We start from the raw sequence: 22,279 nt of genomic DNA, 5'->3' as shown, positions 1-22,279 counted from the left end.
CCCTGTTGAATACAGAAATCATCTTCTTGATGCCGCCTAACTTTTTTTAAAATGTCCTTTACAAAGGGTACGGATTACCCGTCTCCTCTTTCTTTTTTTGTGCTTTGCAACTTTTCATTTCCTTCACATATCATTTATGTAAGTAGTTACTAATATATTTATGATAACAGACTTGAATTGGAGGGAATTACATGCAGCACGACAATCCAAATCATAAACTTTACAAAAACATTCCCCTATCCCTCTTCTCAATAAAAAATGAGCTAAAACAAAAATGCACCAACGCAAATAACTTTCTTTACCCCTTTTCGAAAGAAGAAGAAATATTAATACATACAATTAAAGAAAGAACAAAATTATTAAATCAAAATAATGTGACAAGAACTCGCGCTTACTATCAATTTTACAAAAGGTATCCTGAAATACATTGGGCATTACTTGGACATATGGTTTCGCGTAACGGCGGTTGGAACATGACAGATTTAAAGGGGGATTTATATACGAAGTTGTTATCTGAGAAAGATCAATTTACTTTCTTTTCTTTTTTAGAACGGGGGAATTGGCTTATCTTTCAAGATGTGTATCCACAATTTTTGTTATATGAACAGAGTGTAAAAAAATCCAAAAATCTTTTTTATCTCCTCCCTCATCTCAATGTGTCAACATTTATGGAAACGATATGGAACTTTTTTTGGAAAACCGGAAACAAACAAATATTAGCTATTTCCACTATTATTAATGAACAAAACTACTTAGAAAAAAGAGTAATTCAAAATAAACACTTCAAAAAAAATGTACTAAATAGTATTGGATTCAAACTTTTTGATTTCTTTCAATTTAATCATATCCTCTTCCCTTTCTGCGAAGAAAAGCCTATACAGAAAACAAAATTAATTGGTGATACAATGAAACACTTCACTTCCTTACACGAACGAATTTTGCTCGGAAAAAGATTATATGCACTATTATTTCATGATGAGCATGTTTTAGCTCGTATACTACAATGGGCTGACACTCATCCACACACTGGATCACGAAAAGATTATTGGCCACATTTATTTTCAAGCGTAAATGAATCCTTTTCAAGAGAGTTTTATAAACGAAGAATAAAGAAATGCCAATTAAAAAGTGATGCCTACCGTATATATAGCCCTGCACTTATGTATGCATGGAAAAATATGAAACATGAAGAAGCAGAATATGAAGATTGGTTTAACAACTGGCAAGTCATACATTATTTAACTGATAAGGAGGAAAGGATACATGGACAAATCACAGAAGACTACTGTAAAACACTCGAAAAGATTGAACTGGCCATTCTTGCAAAGAAAAATGTTCTCCTTCGAGAAGAAGAATAACCTTTTCGCATTAGTCGTTACAATCTTACTATCTTCTATTATCGGCACTTGCTTAGATGCTTTCTTTGTTGCGAAACAAATATATTCCTTTCCGGTTAGACCATTCTCATCCATATTTTCAGTTAACATAGGCTTTACTTTGTTTGTACTACCGATTTTAACAACAATTTTCATACACATTTCAAAAAACCTATCTGTATTTTCTAGGATTCTATTTATTCTTACAATAGGTATTTGTGCTAGCATTTTTGAACAGATTGCTGAAAGATTAGGTTTCTTTACTCATAGTGTAGATTGGAATCATACATACTCTTTATTTGGCTATATGATATTCTTTTTTTTTATTTGGAAAGTATATCATTGTATAAAAAAATAAAGAGATCATTATAGATCTCTTCTTAAGCATAATCTTTAGTTATTGCTAATGGTGCACGGGTTTGAAGGCTTTTAGATCGTAAACGATAGGCAACGACTTTCTTCTTATATTGCTTTATTACGTCAACGTGTTCCTCATAGCTGTATAGAGAAAATCTAATCTCTTTATTCCCTTTTTTCGTATCAATGACGATTGGTATTCCTTCTCCGCGCGGTGGAAAATAATGTTTATCTAAAAATAAAGCTTCATTAAATTCATGAATAACTTGTAGTTTCATTTCCCCCTCTATATTTTTTCCATCTATCGATATAGAGGTATTCTCCTCATCAAGTTTTTGATGTAATTCAAATCTACTAATAATAGATTCTACAACTGAAGTTGGCATACTAGAAACGAGTACTTTAAGGGCACCAAAAATAAATAATGTAACTATAAACCATGTTGTCACTTTCATCATCTCCATTACAATTTAAAATATAAATTTCGTTCCATATGGTCTAAATATACTGATGAGTATCCCTGTTACAATCATAGTCACCGAACCGATTGTCGCTTCTTCAAACCACTTTAATGGTAAAATACGAATAGAAAGGAGTAGAAAAAGCATTAACATCTCTATTAAACTTCCTGGCATTGATAGATGGAATACCCCTTGAATCCACGTACCAACTAAGCTAAATACATATAGCACGCCTACTTGAAGTAAAAGCATCACGTACTTCATTTCTTTCCCTCATTTCAATATTACGCATTACTATTATGAAATTTCATTTAACGTTTCCGCAAATCTCGTCATTCCCAGCTGAATTTGTTCGACATTTACTCTCCCAAAAGTAAAACGAACATATTCACTTTTAGTACCTAAAACACTCCCCGGGACAAACGCTACACCATTTCGTATAGATTCACCTAATAAATGATATTCATCAAACGTTCCTTGCACTTTGCACCATAAATGTATTCCACCCTCTGGAACAAAGAATTCAACCTGGTCCCCTAATATTTCTTCAAGCTTTCTAATTAACGCATCTCTTCTTTCCTTCAATTGTCCACGGAGCATTGTAATATGTGCATGAAAATCTTCTGATTCTAAAAATTGATTTGCCACCCACTGCGTAAATACGCTATGGCCAAAATCAACTTGCTGCTTTGCATCCGCTAAACGTTCTATTACACGCATTGGGCCAATTATCCAACCAATACGTAATCCTGATGCAACAATTTTTGATAATGAACTTATATAAAGAACATTGCCGTTTTGATCCATTGATTTTAATGTTGGATTCACTTCTCCATTAAATGAAGTTAAGCTATACGGATCATCTTCTACAATCGGTATACCAAATTCAGAAGACAGTTCTAAAATCTTTTTACGTCTTGCTAATGAAAGCACAGTTCCAGTTGGATTTTGATAATCCGGATTTAAAAATACCATACGAATACGATGCTTTTTATGCAAATCAATTAAGTCTTCTGGATTCATTCCATGCTGATCAACAGGTAAATGGAATATTTTTAAGCCAGCAGATTTAAACATCGGCAGTGAAAAACAATACGAAGGGTCCTCAATTGCAATCGCATCGTCAGGTTTTAATAAGCATTGAACGATAAGATTAAGTGCCTGCTGTGCTCCTGATGTAATAAGGATAGAATTCGAATCTGCTTCAATTTGTTTATATTGCTGAACATGTGCCGCAATTGTTTTTCTCAACATTTCATTTCCAAGTGGATGGTCATAACCGAGGTTTTCCATAAATGTTTTCTCCGACAAAATTGTTCGGAATCTATCACTCGGAATTAATTCTGGTGACAATTCACCACTCGCTAAATTAATTAAGTCTTCTTTTTGTGTTTCCGTTCTAATTTGTTGAACGAGTGGTACGTTAGGTAAGAACGATCCATCCTCAACGTACCTACCCCAGTTCGGTATTCGTTTATGTGAAACACCCCATATGTCTGTATTCACCCGTGTTCCGCTTCCTTTTTGCCGTTCTACTACTCCAAGTGATTTTAATTCTTCATATGCAGCTACTATCGTACTCCTATTTACCTGTAATTCTTTTGCTAACATGCGCTCAGAAGGTAACTTACTGTCAGAAGGAAACTCACCTGAAGAAATACCTCTTTCAATATAATCCGCTATTTGTTTATATACAGGCGTCTTATCTGCACGATTTGGTTTCCATTCCATATAGTTGCCTCCTTTCAAAGCTAACTATCCTCAATTTATTACTAACAGTATTTACCGTAAAAATAGTATTAATTAGTCACATTGTCTCATCCTAAAATGGATATATTAAAATAGCCCCGTTTCTGATTACTCGATAGCTTCTGAAATTCCAGCTTCATACTCTCGTTGCAGTTCTGTTACAAACTATCAAATTATTACCGCATACCACGTTACCCCAACAAGTAGTACGAAAAGAAGGATAATATAAATAGTGGATAAGTTTTTCACATTTCTCTTTGTAGACTTGCCGTAATTCTCCTCCACATTCCGTGCAACTAGTACGGTTCCAAACAGTGATCCAATTACAATAATAACGACTAGTGAAATCGCAAAGCTCATAGTACTTTCACCTCTCTAAGGCCAGTCTATTTTTATTAAGAACTTCCTCTTTAAAACGTTAATAACATACTACCTTTCTTCTCTTATCATAATAGATGTTTACAAAAAACGGACCAACCACTTTTATGTTTTTTTGCTCATCCACTTTAAAAATAAAAAAACAACTGAACACGTATGATCAGTTGCTTTTTTGCAGGATTATTTATGCTAATTTTCATTTGAAATTAATTTGATTTAAAAGTTTAGCCTTCTCATAATGAAACATCGATTGAGATAACTCAAAAATTGGTCCATTTACAAGATACACTGTTTTTTAATAAGAAGCGACGTATTTTATCGCTTCTTACTCTCATCATCTTTAATCTCTTATTAATGACTTATTCGCTCTTATAACTTCTTGATACAGCAATGGTGACCACTTTTCATTTATGTAGTCTTGAATGATCCAACCTACTCTTTTAGGACTCTTTTGTTTTATATAGTTTGCAATTTCAGGATTTATGTAAGAGGCGTAGTAATATGGACTATTCCATGCTGTACCACCAGAAGACAAGCTTGCAAAATTAATATATAGATGATGTAAGTCCTCACTATTATTCATCGTTTCATTGATCGTATCTTTAATAGATTTTACTTTCTCATCATAACCCACTTTATATTTATCTTGTACCGTTACATTTACGTTTTGATTTACAGTTGTCGTAAACATTTCATTATCTGGCCAATAAAAATTATTATATCCTCCAGATTCATTACTACCGCCATATCTTTTTAGTAGTACAATTTTCCCACGAGCATCTCCAAGTTTTATATTTCCTTCTGTTTTTAAAAAGATAGGATCAACAAAATAATTTTTTTCAAACGTATTACTAAAGGAACCTTCTGCTCCTTTCATATCCTCATACTCTTTTTTTAAAGACATAATAATTGTTTCACTCGGGTTATCTTTTAAAAATTGTTTCGCTTCGTTTATGAATTCATGCAGGGTTACATAAAGATATAATGGCCCATGATGAAGAACTATCGTATTATCATCTGTTAAACGTCCTCTTATATCAAAAATTCTAGCTCCATGATCCATTTGGTAACGAAAATCATATTCTTGCGTCATTCCCCATACTTGCTTAATCGGATTTTGCAACTTAAACGTTCCACTATCATGTGTTCCTGGAATTGAAATTCGTGCTAACGGGATATTATCAGGTATAGGTTGCATCCATTTTGACCAATTTTCAAGCTCATTAACAGAGCTAGCCGCAACAACCCTCTTCTCATGTAAAGCAAATACAAATGTGATAAATATCGTACTACATATGAATAATTTCAAAATAAATTTCTTACTGCTCATTATTATTCCTCCTTTTTTTGTTTTATATCAAACTTATTGAATATAATATAATCTAGTGAGTAAAAAATAAATATCATTTCATAAGTATGAAATATTGCATAGAAATAAAGTTAAAAAACATTCATATATCCTGAATTAGAAAAATTTAAAGGAACTTCATCTGAAGCTCCTTTCGTTTACTTTATATTCAATACATATGAACCATCTTTATTCTCATACTTATAGACGTATAAATAATATTTACCTGGCTTTGCATTATAAGTTCCTTTCACTACATTTCCTTCATTTTCACCATATGCTACATAGTTATTTAAATCTGATTCATGATGAAGTACCCATGTCATTCCGATATTTTGTTCATTTAGTAGGGATATGCTAATATTTTCCATAGAGTCAATTTGGAAAGTAAATACATCTACTCTATCACTATTATGTAACGTTCCTTTCACCGGTGTATGAAAGTTAACTTTATTTGCCTGTATACGTTCATTATTTGGTTCATTTTCTGTTACTTGTAACTCATTCCCACCGTTTGGTTTTCTTTTTCCATACCCTAAGTTAACTAGTATAGACTTCAAATCTGGTAAAACACCAATTTTATCTGCATATGGATCTTTAGATTTTGTTCCTGTGTTCTTGTTGCTTAATATCGCTCTTAGTTCACTCGGTCTATATGGTTGTCCTAAATTTTCTTTCGCAATGCTTTGTACTAAAGTCGCTGCTCCGGCAATAATAGGCGACGCACTCGACGTGCCACTAAAGCTAGATGTATACAGGTTTACAGCACTTCGACTTTGCTCTGCTGTAGTTGTATCTACGTTTTCTCCCCAACCATACACATCAATACGGCTGCCATAATTCGAAAACCACATACGCTCATGAGGGAGAGATAAAGAGCCCGCTCCTACCATAATTGCACCTGAATCTTTAAAATCTTTACTATTACGATTTAAAATTTGTTTACCATTTCTATCTTTAAATTGATCTAAATCATTCCAACCATTTGCTCCAGCTTCTATAATGACAACACCTTTATCTGTACCAGCACGGATCGCATCAAAGATATCTGGTTGTACTTCAACAGGTAAATATTTATCACCATATCCATCGAAAGATGCTTGTGCCTCTAACAATAAAACATCCCCAGCTTCTAACTGATTTACAGCACTTAATATTGCATCAGCTGTATTATACTGTCCGTTATCTCTTATTTGAGAAATCACCTTTGCTTTCGCTTTTGGCGCAATCCCAATATTCCCAACTTCATTGTCCTCAGAGGATACAATTCCTAGTACAGACGTCCCATGACCGACATGTTGATCTATATTTATTCCAGACATTAACTCAATATTTTGATGTACTAAATCCTCATGATTTAATAACCATCCATATTCCATATCAACAAAGGTTACATCACTTCCATTACCGCCTCGGACTCCCCAGGCGAAGGGCGCATTAATACCGTATGGTGCTGCTTCTAAATAACCTTGTTGTTTAAATCTAGGATTGTTATTAGGATTAAGAGATACACTTGATGGTTGCACTTCTGGTGGCGTTATTTTTTCTTGTTTCTTCATATACACATCTTCTATTAAAGAAGATTTCTTTAACCTATCTACTAGTTCTTCCTCTTGTTCACCATTTTGAGTTTGAAGAATATAGTAGTTTAATAAACTTGTAGATACATTATTGGGCGCTTTCACTTCAAGGTCTTCTATTTCCTCTGGACTTACAGATGTGAATAAACGCATGAATGTTACATCTGGATATTCTACCAAAAGATCTTCTAGTACTTTATCGTTCGTTTGAGATTGTATTTGTTTTTCAATACCATCTTCATATGGTAATTTCAAATCCGCATTGAATTTTACAATGATTTGCTTATCTGTTTCTTGGTCTATTCCTAATTTACTCTGCTGTTCTATAGAATCAGCATTTACAATATTGACAGTGCCTCCTATTCCTAAAAACATTGAAATGATTACAGCTGAAACAAATATTCTTTTAAATATATTCATTACATCACTTCTCCTATTAATAATATTTAATCATTATATTAATCTATAATAATTTTATTTATATAACATATCCCCCTTCTACTAAATAGATTATAGTAATCAGCAATATGAACTTCAACGGATTTTCATATGCAATATTTCATATTCGGACTCTACACTACATAAATAAGAAACTTATAATGATTATTTATTTTATATGTGCTAATATACTTACATTAAAATATTATATATAGACATTTTGAACTACAGTACTTAACCGTTTCACCTTATTTTTCCTAGGAGGATTTACAATGAAATTATTAAAAACAAAACATATAATCCCTTTATCTGCAGCTGCAATTACATTCGTATGTAATCAAAGTACAGCTGAAGCTTCTACCATTCACACAGTAAAAAAGAATGATACATTTTGGAGCATCAGTAAACAATACGGCGTTTCAATACAATCCATTAAACAGGCTAATAATAAAGGAAACGATCAAACTTTCATTGGCGAACAGTTACATATCCCGAGTTCCGTCAACTCAAATGAAACCACTGTTCACCAAAACGCCAAACCTGCGAACATTTCTGAGCAAATTATTTATCAAGTACAACCGGGAGATTCATTGGAAACGATAGCAAAGCGTTACAATGTTACCGTTCAATCTATAAAACAAATTAACAATACAGTCGGAAACAAGCTCTATGCAGGACAACATTTGAAAATCAACTCAAGCATTTCAGAAAAAGAAAAAGACTTAATGGCACGCTTAGTTACCGCTGAAGCAGGTGGAGAATCATATAGAGGAAAAGTGGCTGTAGCGAAAGTTATCCTAAATCGTGTAAATGCAAATGGGTTTCCAAATACAATAACAGGCGTTATTTATGAACCTATTAAATACGGATATGCATTTACTCCTGTTACAGATGGAAGAATTAATCAACCTGCAAGCGCAGAAGCAAAAATGGCTGTAGAAGAGGCTATCTCCACAAATGGAATACATTCTGATTGGCTTTATTTCTATAATCCGAAAACATCAACAGACAAATGGATTACGACACGTCAAACAGTAGCAGTAATTGGTAACCACATCTTCGCTAAATAACATTTAAAATCATTAACAGACCTCTTCACTTAAAAGGTCTGTTTTTTGTATGTAAGAATTTATTTATCATGTGATATAGTGGTCTTTGAAAACTAATTCTTCTTGTAAATAAAGACACTTGTATTTACTTCATCACTCTAAGAAATTAAAAAAGCATCAAGTTCAAAAACTCCCCTTTATTAATAAAATTTATTTCTTACCTTCATAAAATTGTTATACACTAAAAAAATAAAAAACAAACTATTCGTTAGCAGGTGAAAGAATATGTATGATGTTACAATTATCGGCGCTGGAGTAAGTAGCATTTTTCTGGCTTATTCACTAGTTAAAAGTAACAAAAAAGTTTTAATTCTTGATAAAGGTAAAGCGCTAGGAGCTCGCCATTGTCCTTTAGACGAAGGAAAAGCGTGTAATTGTACTACATGTGATAAATATTTCGGATTTGCTGGTTTAGGAAAATCTGAAGGGAAATTTAATTATACAAACGGATTTGGTGGAGAACTTGAGCAAAAAGTTGGTAAAGAGGGCTTTATACAACTTATGGCTGAAGTAGATGAAATTCTATGTCAGTTCGGAGGAAATTCAGTTTCAAAATATTCTACAGAAAATCCAAATCTCAATAAGAGAGCTGAATCGTGTGGTTTACAAATGCTAACAACAGAAGTACGGCATCTTGGTACTACCCTTTCAAAGGAAATTTTTCAGCAACTCTACGAATTTTTACTTACGAAAATAAATATACAATTTCATATAGATGTACAACATATTATGAAACAGAAAAATCATTTTACTATAGATACAAATGAAGGAACATTTCAATCTAGGCAACTAGTATTTGCAACTGGGCGTTCCGGAGCAGATTGGTTAAAGGAGATGTGCACTTCTCTACATATTTCTCAGGAACAAACTCGTGTAGATTTAGGTATTAGAGTAGAGATGAAAGAACACCAATTACGTTCTATATTAAAAGATACATTTGAGACTAAACTTTCTTATGAGCATGAGGATTTCACAGCGACTACGTACTGTATGAATCCAAAAGGACGCATTATTAGAAAGTACGAAGAAGGTTTAGTTATGCCTGACGGTCAAAATTTTCGAGAGAAAGGAACTGGCACACCTAACTTAAATTTCACTTTATTCATCCCGTGCTATTTTCCAACTCTCAAAGAAGCAAATATATATGCAAGTTCAATTATTAAAAACATTAACCAAGGACGAGATCGGATTGTTATACAGCGCTTAGAGGACTTACTAAATAAACAGCCTACAATAGCGAACGACATGAAATATAACCGTATACAACCTACGCTACAAGGAGATTATGGAAATTTGAATACAGAAATTCCTCCGTTATATATTGAAGGACTTAAAGAATTTTTATTACGATTAGAACAATTCATCCAAGAACCGATCGATACAGATACTTTATTATATGGAATTGACGGAAAGTTTTATGCTCCTACGATAAAACTCAATAATCATTTTGAAACAAGTATACATGGACTATTTTTAGTTGGGGATTGTTCAGGCGTCACTCATTCATTATCTCAAGCTGCTGCAAGTGGATTGTATGTTGGAAAATATTTATCTGACATCTAATTGCATAATTAAGATACCAATCAAATATTTTAAGTTTCACAACGCTTTATTTATGTAGTAATAGCATAAATCACTATCCTCCCTCCGCTAACGATTATCCCACAAGGAATCGAGATTTCATGAGATACATATGTAATATAAACGTGTATATATAACTATTGACATTCAATTCTAACAAATTGAATGTCAATAGTTTTACAAGCCTCTATTCAGTTCCACCTTCATTTGTTCGATATTTTGTAACATCACCATAGTGTTTAATATGTTAGGATGTCTATAAGTATTTTTTACTACAACTATGACTTTTTCTGCCTGTTCTAAAAAATAGATTGGCGCTTGAAAATTCCTCATTGTACGTATGTGAATACTTTATATTTTTACCTTTAGAAACCATTAACTAATTGATTCATTACACTCTAATAGTTATAAAAATATAATATATAACACAAGTTAAATAAATTATATAAAGAAGGAGTAAAAATGAAAAATAAAATCAATTTACAAATGCAAAATATAAGCTTTGTTTTAATAATTGCTTTAGCAGTATGGTTAAAAACATATCTTATTACAAGATTCAGTTTTGATTTAAAAATTGAATCTTCTACACAAGAGCTTATTTTGTTTATTAGCCCTCTCGCTGCTTCATTAGCTTTTGTCGGATTCGCATTATTTGCAACCGGTGAAAAGCGAAATTATATCGCGCTATGTATTAATTTCTTATTAACAATTGTACTTGTTGGGAATGTAATGTTCTATGATTTTTATAGTGATTTCGTTACGTTACCAGTACTTGGACAAACATCAAACTTTGGCCAATTAGGCGGTAGTATTATAGAAATATTGAACTACAAAATTATACTCGCATTCGCAGACATTATTTTCTTCTTTATTTTATTAAAGAAGAAGGCACTAGTCTTCCAAACGGGGCGCGTAACTCATTCGGCACGCTTGTTATATTTTCTCTTAACGATTGGTGTATTTTTTGCAAATCTACATCTTGCAGAAAAAGAGCGACCTGAATTACTAACGAGATCATTCGACCGAGTCATGCTTGTTAAAAATTTAGGACTATACACGCATCAAGTATATGATTTAACACTACAAGTAAAAGCAGGATCACAAAAGGCACTTGCTGATAGTAGTAAATTACAAGAAACAGAAAACTACGTGAAGGCAAACGAAAGTCAGCCGAATCCTAACATGTTTGGTGTAGCAAAAGGAAAAAACGTAATTGTTGTTACTCTTGAATCCTTACAAACCTTTTTAATAGGCGCAACAGTTAACGGACAAGAAGTTACACCATTTTTGAATGAATTCATAAATGAAAGCTATTACTTTGATAACTTTTTCCACCAAACTGGGCAAGGAAAAACATCCGATTCTGAATTTCTAATTGATACGTCGTTATATCCATTAAATCGAGGAGCTGTATTCTTCACACACGGTAACAATGATTATACTGCGACTCCAGAAATTTTACGTCAGCAAGGTTATTTCACTTCTGTATTCCATGCGAATAACGCAACATTTTGGAATCGTAATATCATGTACTCTGCTCTCGGTTATGATCGTTACTATAATGAACTTGATTACAAAATTACGCCCGAAACTAATTTAAATTGGGGATTAAAAGATATCGAATACTTTGATCAATCAGTAGATATATTAAAAACTGTTGATCAACCATTTTATGCTCGTTTCCTTACTTTAACAAACCATTATCCATTTACGTATGATGAAGATACAAAATTCATTGAACCATATAACTCTGGTAATGGCGTATTTGATCGTTATATCGTAACAGCACGTTACTTAGACGAATCAATTAAAAAATTTATTGAGCGTTTAAAAGCCGAGGGAATGTATGATGATTCTATTATTGTATTATACGGTGATCATTATGGCATTTCTGAAAAACATAATCGTGCAATGGCACAGTTTTTAGAAAAAGATCAAATAACAGAATTTGATACTTTAAATTTACAACGTACACCTTTATATATTCATGTCCCTGGACAAACAGAAGGTCAAACGATTTCAAAGCCTACGGGACAAATCGATATGAAACCTACTATTCTCAATTTATTAGGGATTGATACTACGAACGATATTCGTTTTGGTCATGATATGTTTTCAGATGAATATACCGGTTTTGTTGTTTTACGTGATGGTAGCTTCATTACAGACAAATATGCATACAAAAACAACACTTTCTATGACCGCATAACAGGTGAAATTGTAGATTTACCAAAAAAAGAAGCTCAAGCACTCATTAACCGTGCACAAAATGAATTACGAATGTCTGACAAAATTATTGAAGGAGATTTACTACGTTTCTCAGAAAGTAATAAAATTAAAACTGGCGAAGTACAAACTAAAATTAAAGAAACTGAAAAATAATGTGAATATGCAAAGGGAGCAACTCATTACAGTTGCTCCCTTTTACTCTCTTATAACATGTGATGCAATTTCACATAAAAAATCTTAAATATTTTACTTTTATTCTGCACTTGTTTCTAAAATTACATCTGTATAAGTATGATCATCACCCATATGTAAAATTACTTCACATTGACGTAATCTCAATTCAAAGAGCATGATAGAATCATGATAAACTTCAGGATTTGATTTCATTTTATGTAACATCTCTTGTTTTTCTTGTATTTCTAATTGCATATTTTCTACAGCTTGTTTCAAGGAGTTAAATGGATTCCTAAAGAAGATATGAATATCTCGCTCTTGTGTGTTTTCGAATAGCTCAAATTGCAAGAAAAATTTCTTCATAATAGAATCCGTTACCTCAGTATAATCTTCATTTTCTACATACTGTTTGTATTTGTTATATAACATAGTTTTATTTTTAGGAAGAACTCCAAATAATTTACCGGCACTTTTCAGTAAAAATTGTGCTGGCGTAAATCGACGTAAAATATTTACTTCATCCATTTGTATTCTAGTCGTCATTCTGTCAGTATCTCTGCGCCAGTCATCCAACACTTTAAAGTCACATTCTAACTGTATTCGATTTTCTCCAAATAAAGAATTAAGTCCTTCACTAAGTTCTTCTAAGTACGATTGACTTTGAAGGAGCTCATTATGAGAAGTTGCAATCCAATTTTGCATAGAAAGAGCAAGATGAGGTAATACCGTTTGTTCTAAATATTTATGCACTCTTTCATTCATTGCTTTATTTAGTTGCGTATCCATGTGACCGAAATCGCTTTCTTCACTTATTAAATCAGAACAACTCTGTAATACCTTCGGTATATTTTCAGTAAGATCATTTGTAATTTCCGTTTTCATTGTACGATATGACTCTGTAATGAAATGAATTTTTTCCCTCTCAAATGCAGTAAGGTTATTCATGCTACCGTTTAGTTTCACTAGCATATCTTCATTCCACTTAATCGCATCCACTAGATTGTTTTCTTTCTCAACGCGTTTAGCTAAAAGATATGTAATTGTTTTTCGGATGAAGAACAATAGCTTTTCAGTACGTTCTGCATCAATATTTTTATGATTAAAGTTAAAATGAATAAACTCACTTAACTCATTTAATTGTTGACTACTTGTATATAACGAAGAATAAGGAAAAATCCTCGCATGCGGGAAATATGTGTTTATTCTCGCTGCCGTATCATGTAATACTCTTTTCACTTCTGCTTCACTATAAATGTTATCGATTTTATTTAATAAGAAATGCACTTGTAAATTTGGTGTATGTTCTTGAATGCTTAATAGAATATCACGCTCTTTATCAGTAAAAGGTGAATCCGCATTCAATACAAACAATAATTCATCTACGGAATTTAGATATTCAAATACCTCATCCCTAGTGTCGTTATTCCTATTAAAGCCTGGTGTAACTACAAATGTAAGTTTATTTTCACTTAAAAATTTGCATGGTAATTTAAATTCAACACATGCTCTATCTCTATACGTTTGATGGTGTTGAGACATCATATTATGATAATCAGAGATATCTTCCGTTGTTGTAATTGCAGCATCTGTTATGACGTTAATTTCTGTATGAGCATCATTTTTTAAAACTACTACATTTGAAATTGATTTTTCTAATAGATTTCCTCCTAATATAGAGTTGATAAATGTAGTTTTTCCGTTCCCTGAAGTTCCTGTTACTAAAATACGATTTGTTCTTAAATCTGCAAGTTCGTCAACTAACCATCTAAATCGTTGACCTATTTCTATATTGTTCTTTTGTGCCCACTGTGTAATAGATTCAAAAAGATGTAGACTGTACTCTAAACCATTCACATGATTCATAGAATATAACAGTAGCTTTTCCGCATGTTGTATATCGCCTGAATCTATTTTAGATGGAAAAATCTCATCCCATGCCAATACAGCTGCTGATGGAAATACAGCATAAGACGGATTGACTACTTTTAACCAATTTGTTAAAAGACTTGGAATGATATCGTGTAATTGTTTAAGCATATATTGCCCTTGAATTAATGCAAAGTATGTTTCTTCGTAAAGAGAAGAAATTTTGTCCCATATATCGGACGACTCTATTTCAATATGTAAGAAAAATTCATTTATTGTGTTAAGCCACAATAAGTAATTTTGTTCATTTTTATAACTGTTCCAAAGTGATGAAACCATTTGCGTAAATTGTACTTGATCTACATTATTTAATGTAACTAATGCATCATAAAAATAATCTGGTGAAATATGTTTAGTAAATCCTTTATCGATATATCCTTTTAACACCTCAAACCAAGGATAAGATTCTATTCGAATTAACTCATTCACAGCAAGCTCTACTGCACTATCAAAATCTTGTTGTTCCTCATAAAAGGAACGGGCAATTTTTGTGACATTCGGATAATCCGGATTTAAAGAAACCGCTTCTTTAATAACAGCGAAAGCTGCTTCAAAATTATTTTGCTCTATGTAAAGAGAAAGTAATTGTAATCTAATTTCTGTCATCAATATTATATTATCAGTAGCAATGGAAGTATAAACATTTTCAGCAACTGCTAATTGATTCAGTTCGAAATAAGCATCCGCAATATTTTTTTGTGCCCATGGTGCTAATTCATTACTAACCTTCTCCCATTTAAAAATAGCTGCTTCAAAATCTTGATGCTGATAATAAAATTCACCTTGCGCAAAACGAATATAAGATCCATCAGAAATCTCATTTTTTTCTTCGCTTATATAAGCTTCTCCAAGCACGTCAAGAGGTGGTTTTGTTACATTCTCCATTAGAAATGTTTCATAATACATTTTTTTTATTAATTGTTTTTCTATTCTCATCTTTTCCCCCACTATATCTTGAAAATACATTTTTAAGATATGTCAACACTTTATTTATGTATGTTTTTTATCTTAACAAAGAATATCTTTTGGAAAATTTCATTTTCCTTTCATTTTTCAAGTTAGATTGAATTTTTATGAGAAAAGTTTCAGTTTTTTATCAATTCCCTTTCAGTTATGAAACAGCATTAAATGTTCCTAATAACATAATAACACTATAATATTCCACATTATATTATCAGGAAAAACCTATATGAATCATATTATAAAAACAATTTATAACGAATACATATGCAAAAAACACCTCCCCAAACAAATAACAAAAATTCATATCATATATTTCACAAATTATTTTCCTTTAAAATATTTCAGTAGTTTCGTAATTAAATTCCATTAACCTCTATAAATAACTAGTCCAAAAAAAATCTATATGCATATCATGTTATAGTAAAGAATTCAGGAAATCCTAAAAGGAGGCATTTTCATGTTTGAAGATAAATCTAAAATAAACTACCCATATGAATTTACCGAAACTACAACAATCCCGCTAAAAAACCCTATCAATAAAAATTTCAAAAACGGCTCTGGTACACATACTTTCCCAATTAAGAAGCATTATAAAGAGCAGGTGCTATATACGGAAAAAATTAATAATAATAAAAATAAATAAGCGTATAGGCTCTTATAACAATTAATCAAATAAGAATCTATATTAGACCTTGTATAGTTATAGGTAATATATAAGTTTTTCTTATACAACTCATGTACTTTTAAAAAGTGCTGATATACAGCGCTTTTTTATACATAGATAATAGAAGAACCAAAAAGGTATGGATATTTTCCACACCTTTTTGGTTCTTTACTATTTATAAATAAATTCCACCTTCACTGCTCCTTAGCTAATGCTCCTAGCAGCAAAATTCTACTCGTTGGAGTCATTGAAGAAAGGAGTAGATTTATGATAAATCCCAAAGTTAAAGAAGCACCCATGAATTATATAGGCCATTATTGCTCTATTATATATATTTAAAAATTTACCAAACGTTGTTTCAAAGCTACTTAATTTTCATAAAATATTTTTTGTTTCCGTTGGAACGGATAGGCTTTAATCTCATCTGTATCTAAATTTTCATGAAATAAATGAACAGCTATAATTTGTCTACAATCGTAAGTATGATAATAATATGTTCCGGATTCCAAACACATTACGCTTGTATATATGGTATTATCTAATGCACCTTCTTCTGTTATTACTCCACCTTTAGGAACCTCACAATTTGATAAGATATGAAAAAGGGCTGATACTCCCTCTTCTTCGCTATCTATACCTTGAATGTTTTGTTTGCCATATGCTGCCCGCACAAATCTTGAGGGTGGAGTGAAATCCCCTGGAAGTCCCATTGAGCCCGATCCCTGACCAAAAGCACTTAATGGTAAGTTACTCCACTCTGTTGGCGCGAATGGCTGCGATTTAAGACCTATGTATTGTCTTAAATTTTGCAAATGCCAATTAAACTCCGGACTATTCGTCATCACTCCTAGTGGGTTGTCATACATTTTTAATCCTTCATTTGTCGGCTCCAGTACAATACAATCTCCCCATTTATCTGCCAAAATCCAATGTAGTGGTGGCGTAAGTCCTAAATCCGGTAACGGTATATCCAAAAAGGTAAGGCTATCTACAGATTTCTTTAACTCTTTGACAGAATTGAATTGTGTAAGACTCCAAGTCACAAAATCAAATGGAGCTAAATTCGTTTTATTGTCATCTATGCTTTGACTATACGTAGCGAATCCTGGAAAATAGAGTGTTGCACATGTCATACCTGCTTCATTTACTCCGTCCGCCATAATGATCCTTCCTTGATGATTAATTCCCATTCCGACCGTAGCATGTTTCGTATTAATGATTTCACCAGTTATATTATTCCACTGGTAATGTCGAGGAATGATTATTACTTCTTGATTCATATCTAATGTGAAGTCCATCGTTCTTGCAAAAAGATGCTGACCGTTTTTTGTCTCTAATGTCAAACTAGTACACATAAAGAACACCCCATTTTATGGTTTTATCTACACTTTACATAATTCCGATAAGTCTGTAAATTAAAAACCTCTTTCCTTACAAACAAATTAAGAACGTACATATAAATTACAAATAGGTTGAGGTTATCTCTAGTTTATAAATGAATTTTTAACATATAGTTGTAAAAGAAGTATATTAAAAAGGAGCGAATTGTTATAATCTGCCCCCCTCCCTCTACTTCGCTGATATTTCCAAAACAACTTTTGCACCGTACAGCTTTTTCGAATTACTTAAGTAAAGATTTCCACCGTGTTGCTTTGCAAAGCTTTTAGCAATGTATAACCCCATTCCATGGTGATCTTTGGAGTTTCTACTTTTATCTCCCCTATAAAACTGCTCTGTAGCTGAATGCATTTCCTCTTCTGTAAACCCTCTTCCCGAGTCCTCTACAATAAATTGCAGTTTTTCACTAATCATTTCCACTGAGAACATCAAGTCACCCTTTGTCGGAGAATATTCAATTGCATTCATCATTATATTCATAATTGCTCTTTTCAAAGCGGTCTCGTCAATAGGAATAAAATTTGGTATGTCCTGAACATTTTCAATTAGATTTAACTGTTTGCCTAAAACACAAATTGCACTTTCTTCTATAATATTATGAATAAAGTCTCGGAGATCTGTTTGCTTGAATTGAAGTGGAGCGCCTTCCTCACATTTCGTAATATCGAGTAAAGATTTCATATATATTTCCATCTCATCAATACTTTTCAAAATATGCTCATTACATTTCTTCTGATTTGAATCTAGCATTGATTCATTTAATAGCTCTGCATTCCCTCTCAATATCGTTAACGGCGTTTTAATGTCATGTGCCAAAGCAGCAATCTGCTCTCTTCTATTTGTTTCCATATTCCACTGTGTACGTAACGAATGATTTAATTCATCTTTCATTTTTACTAAAGAAGTTAATACTTCATTCACTTCTTTTATTTTAGATTGTTCCACTTGAAAATCTAAATCTTCCTTTTGAATTTTATCTGTTACCTTTCTCAAAATCATCATTTCCTTTGACAATGATTTACCAAAAGAGCGAGATAGAAATATCACTTCGGCAACAAATAGTAGAATAAAAAGAACAATTTCACAAACTTCCGGACTCGGTAAATACTTCTGCAAAATAGGATTTTTAAAAGTAGCGTGTAACGTATATAGAATGACACAAATATCTTTATCGCGTTCTATAATTGCATAGTAGTACGTACTGTCACCTTTTTCATCATTATGTATGTTATTCCATATTTGTCCTGCATAATCTTTATTAATACTCCCTTGTATAACGTTTCCTGAAAAATCATACAGAGCATATTTATATTGTTTTAAAATTTGATCATCTTCCTGTTCCGCTTTAACTATAGCATCTCTTTGCGACTCAATCTGTTTTTCATAATAATTTGCTGGTAAGATTATTTCTGCGTTAACTCCAACTTGGAATAGAATCATAAAAAAAGTCACTAAAGCAATCGTCCCTATTGAAAATGCAAAAATATACTGTATTAAAATCTTACTAAGGTTGACTTGCTTTTTCATTTTCTCCATTTATAACCAATTCCCCATACTGTTTCTATTGGATTCATGCCATACTTAGATAATTTATGACGGATATTTTTAATATGTTCCACAATTACTTGGTTATCACTTTCTCCCTCATAACCAAAAACATTTTCGTAAATCTTTTCTCTTGAAAATACTTGTCCATGATTCAAAGCTAGATATTCGCAAATTCCATACTCACTTTTCGTAAATGCGATAGATGTATCGTCATACCATATTTCTTTACATGACAGATGAAATGTAAGACCTGACAGGAAAAATGCATTTTGCTTTTCTCTATGCTCACGCCTTACATGCGCGGATACCCTCGCACGCAGTTCTCCAATTCCAAAAGGTTTTGTAATATAGTCATCTCCACCGAGACTAAGCCCTGTGATTAGATCCTTCTCCATTGTTTTGGCTGTTAGAAATACAATTGGACTATCAACCAAATCCCGTATTTCCTTACAAAGTGTAAAACCATCTATTTCTGGCATCATGACATCTAACAGAATTAAATCAAAATGACAAAATTTTTCCTTTGGTATAGTAAGAGGATTACTAACGGCTGTTACCTCATGACCTTCTTTCTCTAGAGCACTTTTTATAATGTAAAGGATGCCGTCTTCATCATCAATTGCTAATATTCTTGCCATATAGAATCCCTCCCCACTCTTCCATTATAATACAATTACACTTACATTTCTTTGCGTCCTTCATAAAAGGAAAACCACATAAGAGAAATAACAAATGCAATGATCGTGAAACAAACACAAATCACTGCTCCAGTTGCTGCCTCTACTGCTAAGACACGAATAGAACTAGGACTTAATTTGTATCCCAAAAAATAATTGCATAATCTCGCGCCCCATGTACATGGTATGTATTTCCAAATTACATCCCCCATCCCTGTAAGCATTAAAGCTGCCAACAAGCTTTCTATAATTCCAATCCCAATGGAAACACCTTTACTAAAGCGAAAATTTAAGAACAGATGCCATATATACATAAAGATTTGACAACTAAAAAGAATGAATGAAATTTCAACATACAAAGCAAATGGAATTTCATTTTGTCCTAACAGAAAATGAAAACCTGTCGCAAACCCAACGACTGCCAACATAGTGGAACAAAACCCACATATTAAAAGTAAACATACTTTACTAATTAACGCTTTACGTCTTCCGTATTCCGTTGATAAAAGTTCTTTAAAATTTCCTGCCAAAGCTTCCTGTTCCACGACAGAAGAACACACTATGCTAATTAGCAACGGAAAAGATATCGATAATACTTGTATATAGCCTGAAACTTTATTTATAGAATCAAATTTTGAAAAGGAATAATAACTTAAAAAAAGAGCAATACCGATGATTGGCATCGCTACATGTATCCAGAAAAAAATCGTGTGTTTCATTTTTATAAAATCAGCTCTTAATATCCTCGACAAAACCGCCATATTATTTTGCCTCCTGCTTTTCAAACCACTTTGCCGTCACATAAGTGAATAACAGGAACAACACAACAGAAATTACTATGCCTGGCAAAATCACATCGTAGGAAAGTAGTTCTGGTTTAAACGTTACACTTCCGGTTTCTGCATACAAACCATTTGGTAGTATTTTCAAAATAGGGATCATCAGTCTACTTGGATATGTGTATGGACTAATCATCCAAATATTTTTTGTTGCCAATACAACTCCAAAAATTCCATTTGCCCCTACATTCAACAGAAGCGTCGGAAATAGACCTATTTTGTTACCTAAAAACAAGCAGATTGGAATTTGCCACATAAAAGTAACGATTAAAAGAACGCTTCCTAATAGTGCATTTACCGTAGGAATGATGCGGAAATTCTCTTTATTTACTAGTAAACTAGATAACTCGATTCCACAGAAAAACAGTATGCATGAAAAACTCAAAATCCCTAAAATTAGTAATACTTTAGAAATCCACACTCGTTTTAATGAAACTGGTAACGATAAAATGGAACGATTATTCATTTTTTTATCTTTCTCCGCAAGAAGTACACAACTTAAAGAAACCATTCCCGGAAGCATCGTAATGTACCACCAGTTGTAACTAGATAATTGAAAATAATCCGCCGATAATAAAAAGGCAATTAGTATTGTAGCAAATGGAACTAGCCATATAAGTTTATTCAAAAAAGTATGTCTAATTTTAATTTTTTCAGATGCAATATATAGATTCATTTCTTATGCCTCCCTTCTATACTTTCCAGCCACTTGTACAAATAAATCTTCCAAGTCATCATTCTTATTCAATTTCCCCTGATACCCCAATACACCACCTGATATAATCCCAACATGATCTGCAATTTGACTTACTTCGCTTAAAATATGACTCGATAAAATGACCGTAATTCCTTTTCCAGGAAAGGATAGAATGAGTTTTCTTAATTCCTGAATTCCAAAAGGATCCAGTCCATTCATCGGCTCATCTAATATTAAAAATTTCGGATGGTTCAGCAATGCAATCGCAATTCCCAGTCGTTGCTTCATCCCCATAGAAAAATCCTTCGCTTTTTTCTTATCTGTATTCTCTAGCTCCACAATATGCAATACTTCATCAATCCTTGATTTAGGCAAACCTAAAACAGTCGTACGAACCTGCAGGTTTTCTCTTGCTGTTAAATTTTCATAAAGCGGAGGAGACTCAATTAAAGCACCAATAGAATGTAGATCGTGCCGCGTCCATTTATGACCATCAAAGTAAATCTCACCAGAAGTAGGTGTAAGCATGCCTGTTATCATTTTTAAAGTGGTCGATTTCCCCGCTCCATTAGGACCTAACAATCCATAGATTGAATATTTCGGTACAGAAAGCGAAATATTTTGTACGACACTTTGCTTTCTAAATGTTTTACAAAGATTTTTTGTTTCTAACATAATCTCATTCATCCTAAACTTCCTCCTCGTATATTGTAATTCTAGAATGAATGATAATTATAAGGATTCTATAAGGAAAAGAAAAAACATTGAGAGAAAAAGAAGTTTTTAC

The 22,279-nt window shown here is 32.6% G+C and carries 18 protein-coding genes and 2 pseudogenes; 6 read left to right on the top strand and 14 right to left on the bottom strand.

The genetic code is table 11. The features are described 5' to 3' along the window. Nucleotides 1-191 precede the first annotated feature (191 nt). Together PDQ33_RS00960 and PDQ33_RS00955 are read left to right on the top strand one after the other, a co-directional pair. On the top strand, nucleotides 192-1,358 hold the full coding sequence (locus PDQ33_RS00960; protein ID WP_061131619.1) for a DUF2515 domain-containing protein: 1,167 nt from the start codon (nucleotides 192-194) through the stop codon (nucleotides 1,356-1,358). Then, nucleotides 1,264-1,734, top strand: coding sequence for a CBO0543 family protein (locus tag PDQ33_RS00955; protein WP_014297950.1), 471 nt, complete (start codon nucleotides 1,264-1,266; stop codon nucleotides 1,732-1,734). The genes PDQ33_RS00960 and PDQ33_RS00955 overlap by 95 nt, the downstream gene beginning before the upstream one ends. A gap of 22 nt (nucleotides 1,735-1,756) precedes the next feature. Here the strand turns inward: PDQ33_RS00955 and PDQ33_RS00950 are convergent, their stop codons facing one another. From PDQ33_RS00950 to PDQ33_RS00920, 7 genes and pseudogenes are all read right to left on the bottom strand, one after another. Continuing rightward, nucleotides 1,757-2,182, bottom strand: a complete 426-nt coding sequence (locus tag PDQ33_RS00950; protein ID WP_000214617.1) for a YfmQ family protein — start codon at nucleotides 2,180-2,182, stop codon at nucleotides 1,757-1,759. 75 nt (nucleotides 2,183-2,257) lie between these two features. After that, nucleotides 2,258-2,458 (bottom strand): annotated as a pseudogene (locus PDQ33_RS00945) (CidA/LrgA family protein); the annotation flags it as partial. Nucleotides 2,459-2,491: 33 nt separating this feature from the next. Then, nucleotides 2,492-3,925 (bottom strand): MocR-like pyridoxine biosynthesis transcription factor PdxR, encoded by a 1,434-nt coding sequence (pdxR, locus tag PDQ33_RS00940; RefSeq protein WP_270754367.1) that lies wholly within the window; start codon nucleotides 3,923-3,925, stop codon nucleotides 2,492-2,494. A gap of 186 nt (nucleotides 3,926-4,111) precedes the next feature. Continuing rightward, nucleotides 4,112-4,303, bottom strand: coding sequence for a hypothetical protein (locus PDQ33_RS00935; protein ID WP_000006450.1), 192 nt, complete (start codon nucleotides 4,301-4,303; stop codon nucleotides 4,112-4,114). A 214-nt stretch (nucleotides 4,304-4,517) separates the two neighbouring features. Beyond that, a pseudogene (locus PDQ33_RS00930) lies at nucleotides 4,518-4,613 on the bottom strand (GntR family transcriptional regulator); the annotation flags it as partial. 48 nt (nucleotides 4,614-4,661) lie between these two features. Further along, nucleotides 4,662-5,651 carry a phosphatidylinositol diacylglycerol-lyase gene (plcA, locus tag PDQ33_RS00925; protein ID WP_270754368.1) on the bottom strand — a complete coding sequence of 330 codons (990 nt, stop codon included), beginning with the start codon at nucleotides 5,649-5,651 and terminating at the stop codon, nucleotides 4,662-4,664. A 176-nt stretch (nucleotides 5,652-5,827) separates the two neighbouring features. Further along, nucleotides 5,828-7,669 (bottom strand): S8 family peptidase, encoded by a 1,842-nt coding sequence (locus tag PDQ33_RS00920; RefSeq protein ID WP_270754370.1) that lies wholly within the window; start codon nucleotides 7,667-7,669, stop codon nucleotides 5,828-5,830. Between the two features lie 290 nt (nucleotides 7,670-7,959). Here PDQ33_RS00920 and PDQ33_RS00915 point away from each other — a divergent pair, with 290 nt between their 5' ends. From PDQ33_RS00915 to PDQ33_RS00905, 3 genes are all read left to right on the top strand, one after another. Beyond that, nucleotides 7,960-8,757 carry a cell wall hydrolase gene (locus PDQ33_RS00915; RefSeq protein WP_270754372.1) on the top strand — a complete coding sequence of 266 codons (798 nt, stop codon included), beginning with the start codon at nucleotides 7,960-7,962 and terminating at the stop codon, nucleotides 8,755-8,757. A gap of 264 nt (nucleotides 8,758-9,021) precedes the next feature. Further along, nucleotides 9,022-10,359, top strand: coding sequence for an NAD(P)/FAD-dependent oxidoreductase (locus PDQ33_RS00910; RefSeq protein ID WP_061131614.1), 1,338 nt, complete (start codon nucleotides 9,022-9,024; stop codon nucleotides 10,357-10,359). A 480-nt stretch (nucleotides 10,360-10,839) separates the two neighbouring features. Next, nucleotides 10,840-12,759: an LTA synthase family protein gene (locus PDQ33_RS00905; protein WP_048550030.1), complete on the top strand. Its 1,920-nt coding sequence runs from the start codon at nucleotides 10,840-10,842 to the stop codon at nucleotides 12,757-12,759. A gap of 99 nt (nucleotides 12,760-12,858) precedes the next feature. Here the strand turns inward: PDQ33_RS00905 and PDQ33_RS00900 are convergent, their stop codons facing one another. After that, nucleotides 12,859-15,672, bottom strand: coding sequence for a dynamin family protein (locus tag PDQ33_RS00900; protein WP_270754373.1), 2,814 nt, complete (start codon nucleotides 15,670-15,672; stop codon nucleotides 12,859-12,861). A 454-nt stretch (nucleotides 15,673-16,126) separates the two neighbouring features. On the opposite strand from PDQ33_RS00900, the gene PDQ33_RS00895 reads away from it, so the two are divergent. Then, the gene (locus PDQ33_RS00895) at nucleotides 16,127-16,312 is read left to right on the top strand and encodes a hypothetical protein (RefSeq protein ID WP_000461128.1); all 186 of its coding nucleotides are present in this window, start codon (nucleotides 16,127-16,129) and stop codon (nucleotides 16,310-16,312) included. A 389-nt stretch (nucleotides 16,313-16,701) separates the two neighbouring features. Here PDQ33_RS00895 and PDQ33_RS00890 read toward each other — a convergent pair whose 3' ends face one another. From PDQ33_RS00890 to PDQ33_RS00865, 6 genes are all read right to left on the bottom strand, one after another. After that, on the bottom strand, nucleotides 16,702-17,688 hold the full coding sequence (locus tag PDQ33_RS00890) for a choloylglycine hydrolase family protein (RefSeq protein WP_270754375.1): 987 nt from the start codon (nucleotides 17,686-17,688) through the stop codon (nucleotides 16,702-16,704). 214 nt (nucleotides 17,689-17,902) lie between these two features. Then, complete coding sequence (locus PDQ33_RS00885; RefSeq protein ID WP_000413918.1) at nucleotides 17,903-19,267, bottom strand: sensor histidine kinase; 1,365 nt, start codon at nucleotides 19,265-19,267, stop codon at nucleotides 17,903-17,905. Next, nucleotides 19,255-19,917, bottom strand: coding sequence for a response regulator transcription factor (locus PDQ33_RS00880; protein WP_000101080.1), 663 nt, complete (start codon nucleotides 19,915-19,917; stop codon nucleotides 19,255-19,257). Before PDQ33_RS00880 ends, PDQ33_RS00885 begins: the two co-directional genes overlap by 13 nt. A 41-nt stretch (nucleotides 19,918-19,958) precedes the next feature. Then, a complete protein-coding gene (locus tag PDQ33_RS00875) occupies nucleotides 19,959-20,717 on the bottom strand; it encodes a lantibiotic immunity ABC transporter MutG family permease subunit (protein ID WP_270394071.1) in 759 nt (252 codons plus the stop codon). Between the two features lies 1 nt (nucleotide 20,718). Beyond that, entirely contained in the window at nucleotides 20,719-21,471 is a 753-nt protein-coding gene (locus PDQ33_RS00870) for a lantibiotic immunity ABC transporter MutE/EpiE family permease subunit (RefSeq protein WP_001055399.1), read from the bottom strand. 3 nt (nucleotides 21,472-21,474) lie between these two features. Further along, a complete protein-coding gene (locus tag PDQ33_RS00865; protein ID WP_001002802.1) occupies nucleotides 21,475-22,179 on the bottom strand; it encodes a lantibiotic protection ABC transporter ATP-binding protein in 705 nt (234 codons plus the stop codon). Between the last annotated feature and the right edge of the window lie 100 nt (nucleotides 22,180-22,279).

The sequence above is a fragment of the Bacillus cereus group sp. Bc031 genome (genome assembly GCF_027716265.1).
Lineage (GTDB): Bacteria > Bacillota > Bacilli > Bacillales > Bacillaceae_G > Bacillus_A > Bacillus_A paranthracis.
This window is presented reverse-complemented; position numbering and strand designations above follow the sequence as displayed.

Bases quoted from the DNA above. Each gene is read 5' to 3' on its own strand.
- PDQ33_RS00960 (WP_061131619.1), top strand. From the start codon at position 192: ATGCAGCACGACAATCCAAATCATAAACTTTACAAAAACATTCCCCTA.
- PDQ33_RS00955 (WP_014297950.1), top strand. From the start codon at position 1,264: ATGGACAAATCACAGAAGACTACTGTAAAACACTCGAAAAGATTGAAC.
- pdxR (WP_270754367.1), bottom strand. From the start codon at position 3,925: ATGGAATGGAAACCAAATCGTGCAGATAAGACGCCTGTATATAAACAA.
- PDQ33_RS00935 (WP_000006450.1), bottom strand. From the start codon at position 4,303: ATGAGCTTTGCGATTTCACTAGTCGTTATTATTGTAATTGGATCACTG.
- plcA (WP_270754368.1), bottom strand. From the start codon at position 5,651: ATGAGCAGTAAGAAATTTATTTTGAAATTATTCATATGTAGTACGATA.
- PDQ33_RS00920 (WP_270754370.1), bottom strand. From the start codon at position 7,669: ATGAATATATTTAAAAGAATATTTGTTTCAGCTGTAATCATTTCAATG.
- PDQ33_RS00915 (WP_270754372.1), top strand. From the start codon at position 7,960: ATGAAATTATTAAAAACAAAACATATAATCCCTTTATCTGCAGCTGCA.
- PDQ33_RS00910 (WP_061131614.1), top strand. From the start codon at position 9,022: ATGTATGATGTTACAATTATCGGCGCTGGAGTAAGTAGCATTTTTCTG.
- PDQ33_RS00905 (WP_048550030.1), top strand. From the start codon at position 10,840: ATGAAAAATAAAATCAATTTACAAATGCAAAATATAAGCTTTGTTTTA.
- PDQ33_RS00900 (WP_270754373.1), bottom strand. From the start codon at position 15,672: ATGTATTTTCAAGATATAGTGGGGGAAAAGATGAGAATAGAAAAACAA.
- PDQ33_RS00895 (WP_000461128.1), top strand. From the start codon at position 16,127: ATGTTTGAAGATAAATCTAAAATAAACTACCCATATGAATTTACCGAA.
- PDQ33_RS00890 (WP_270754375.1), bottom strand. From the start codon at position 17,688: ATGTGTACTAGTTTGACATTAGAGACAAAAAACGGTCAGCATCTTTTT.
- PDQ33_RS00885 (WP_000413918.1), bottom strand. From the start codon at position 19,267: ATGGAGAAAATGAAAAAGCAAGTCAACCTTAGTAAGATTTTAATACAG.
- PDQ33_RS00880 (WP_000101080.1), bottom strand. From the start codon at position 19,917: ATGGCAAGAATATTAGCAATTGATGATGAAGACGGCATCCTTTACATT.
- PDQ33_RS00875 (WP_270394071.1), bottom strand. From the start codon at position 20,717: ATGGCGGTTTTGTCGAGGATATTAAGAGCTGATTTTATAAAAATGAAA.
- PDQ33_RS00870 (WP_001055399.1), bottom strand. From the start codon at position 21,471: ATGAATCTATATATTGCATCTGAAAAAATTAAAATTAGACATACTTTT.
- PDQ33_RS00865 (WP_001002802.1), bottom strand. From the start codon at position 22,179: ATGAATGAGATTATGTTAGAAACAAAAAATCTTTGTAAAACATTTAGA.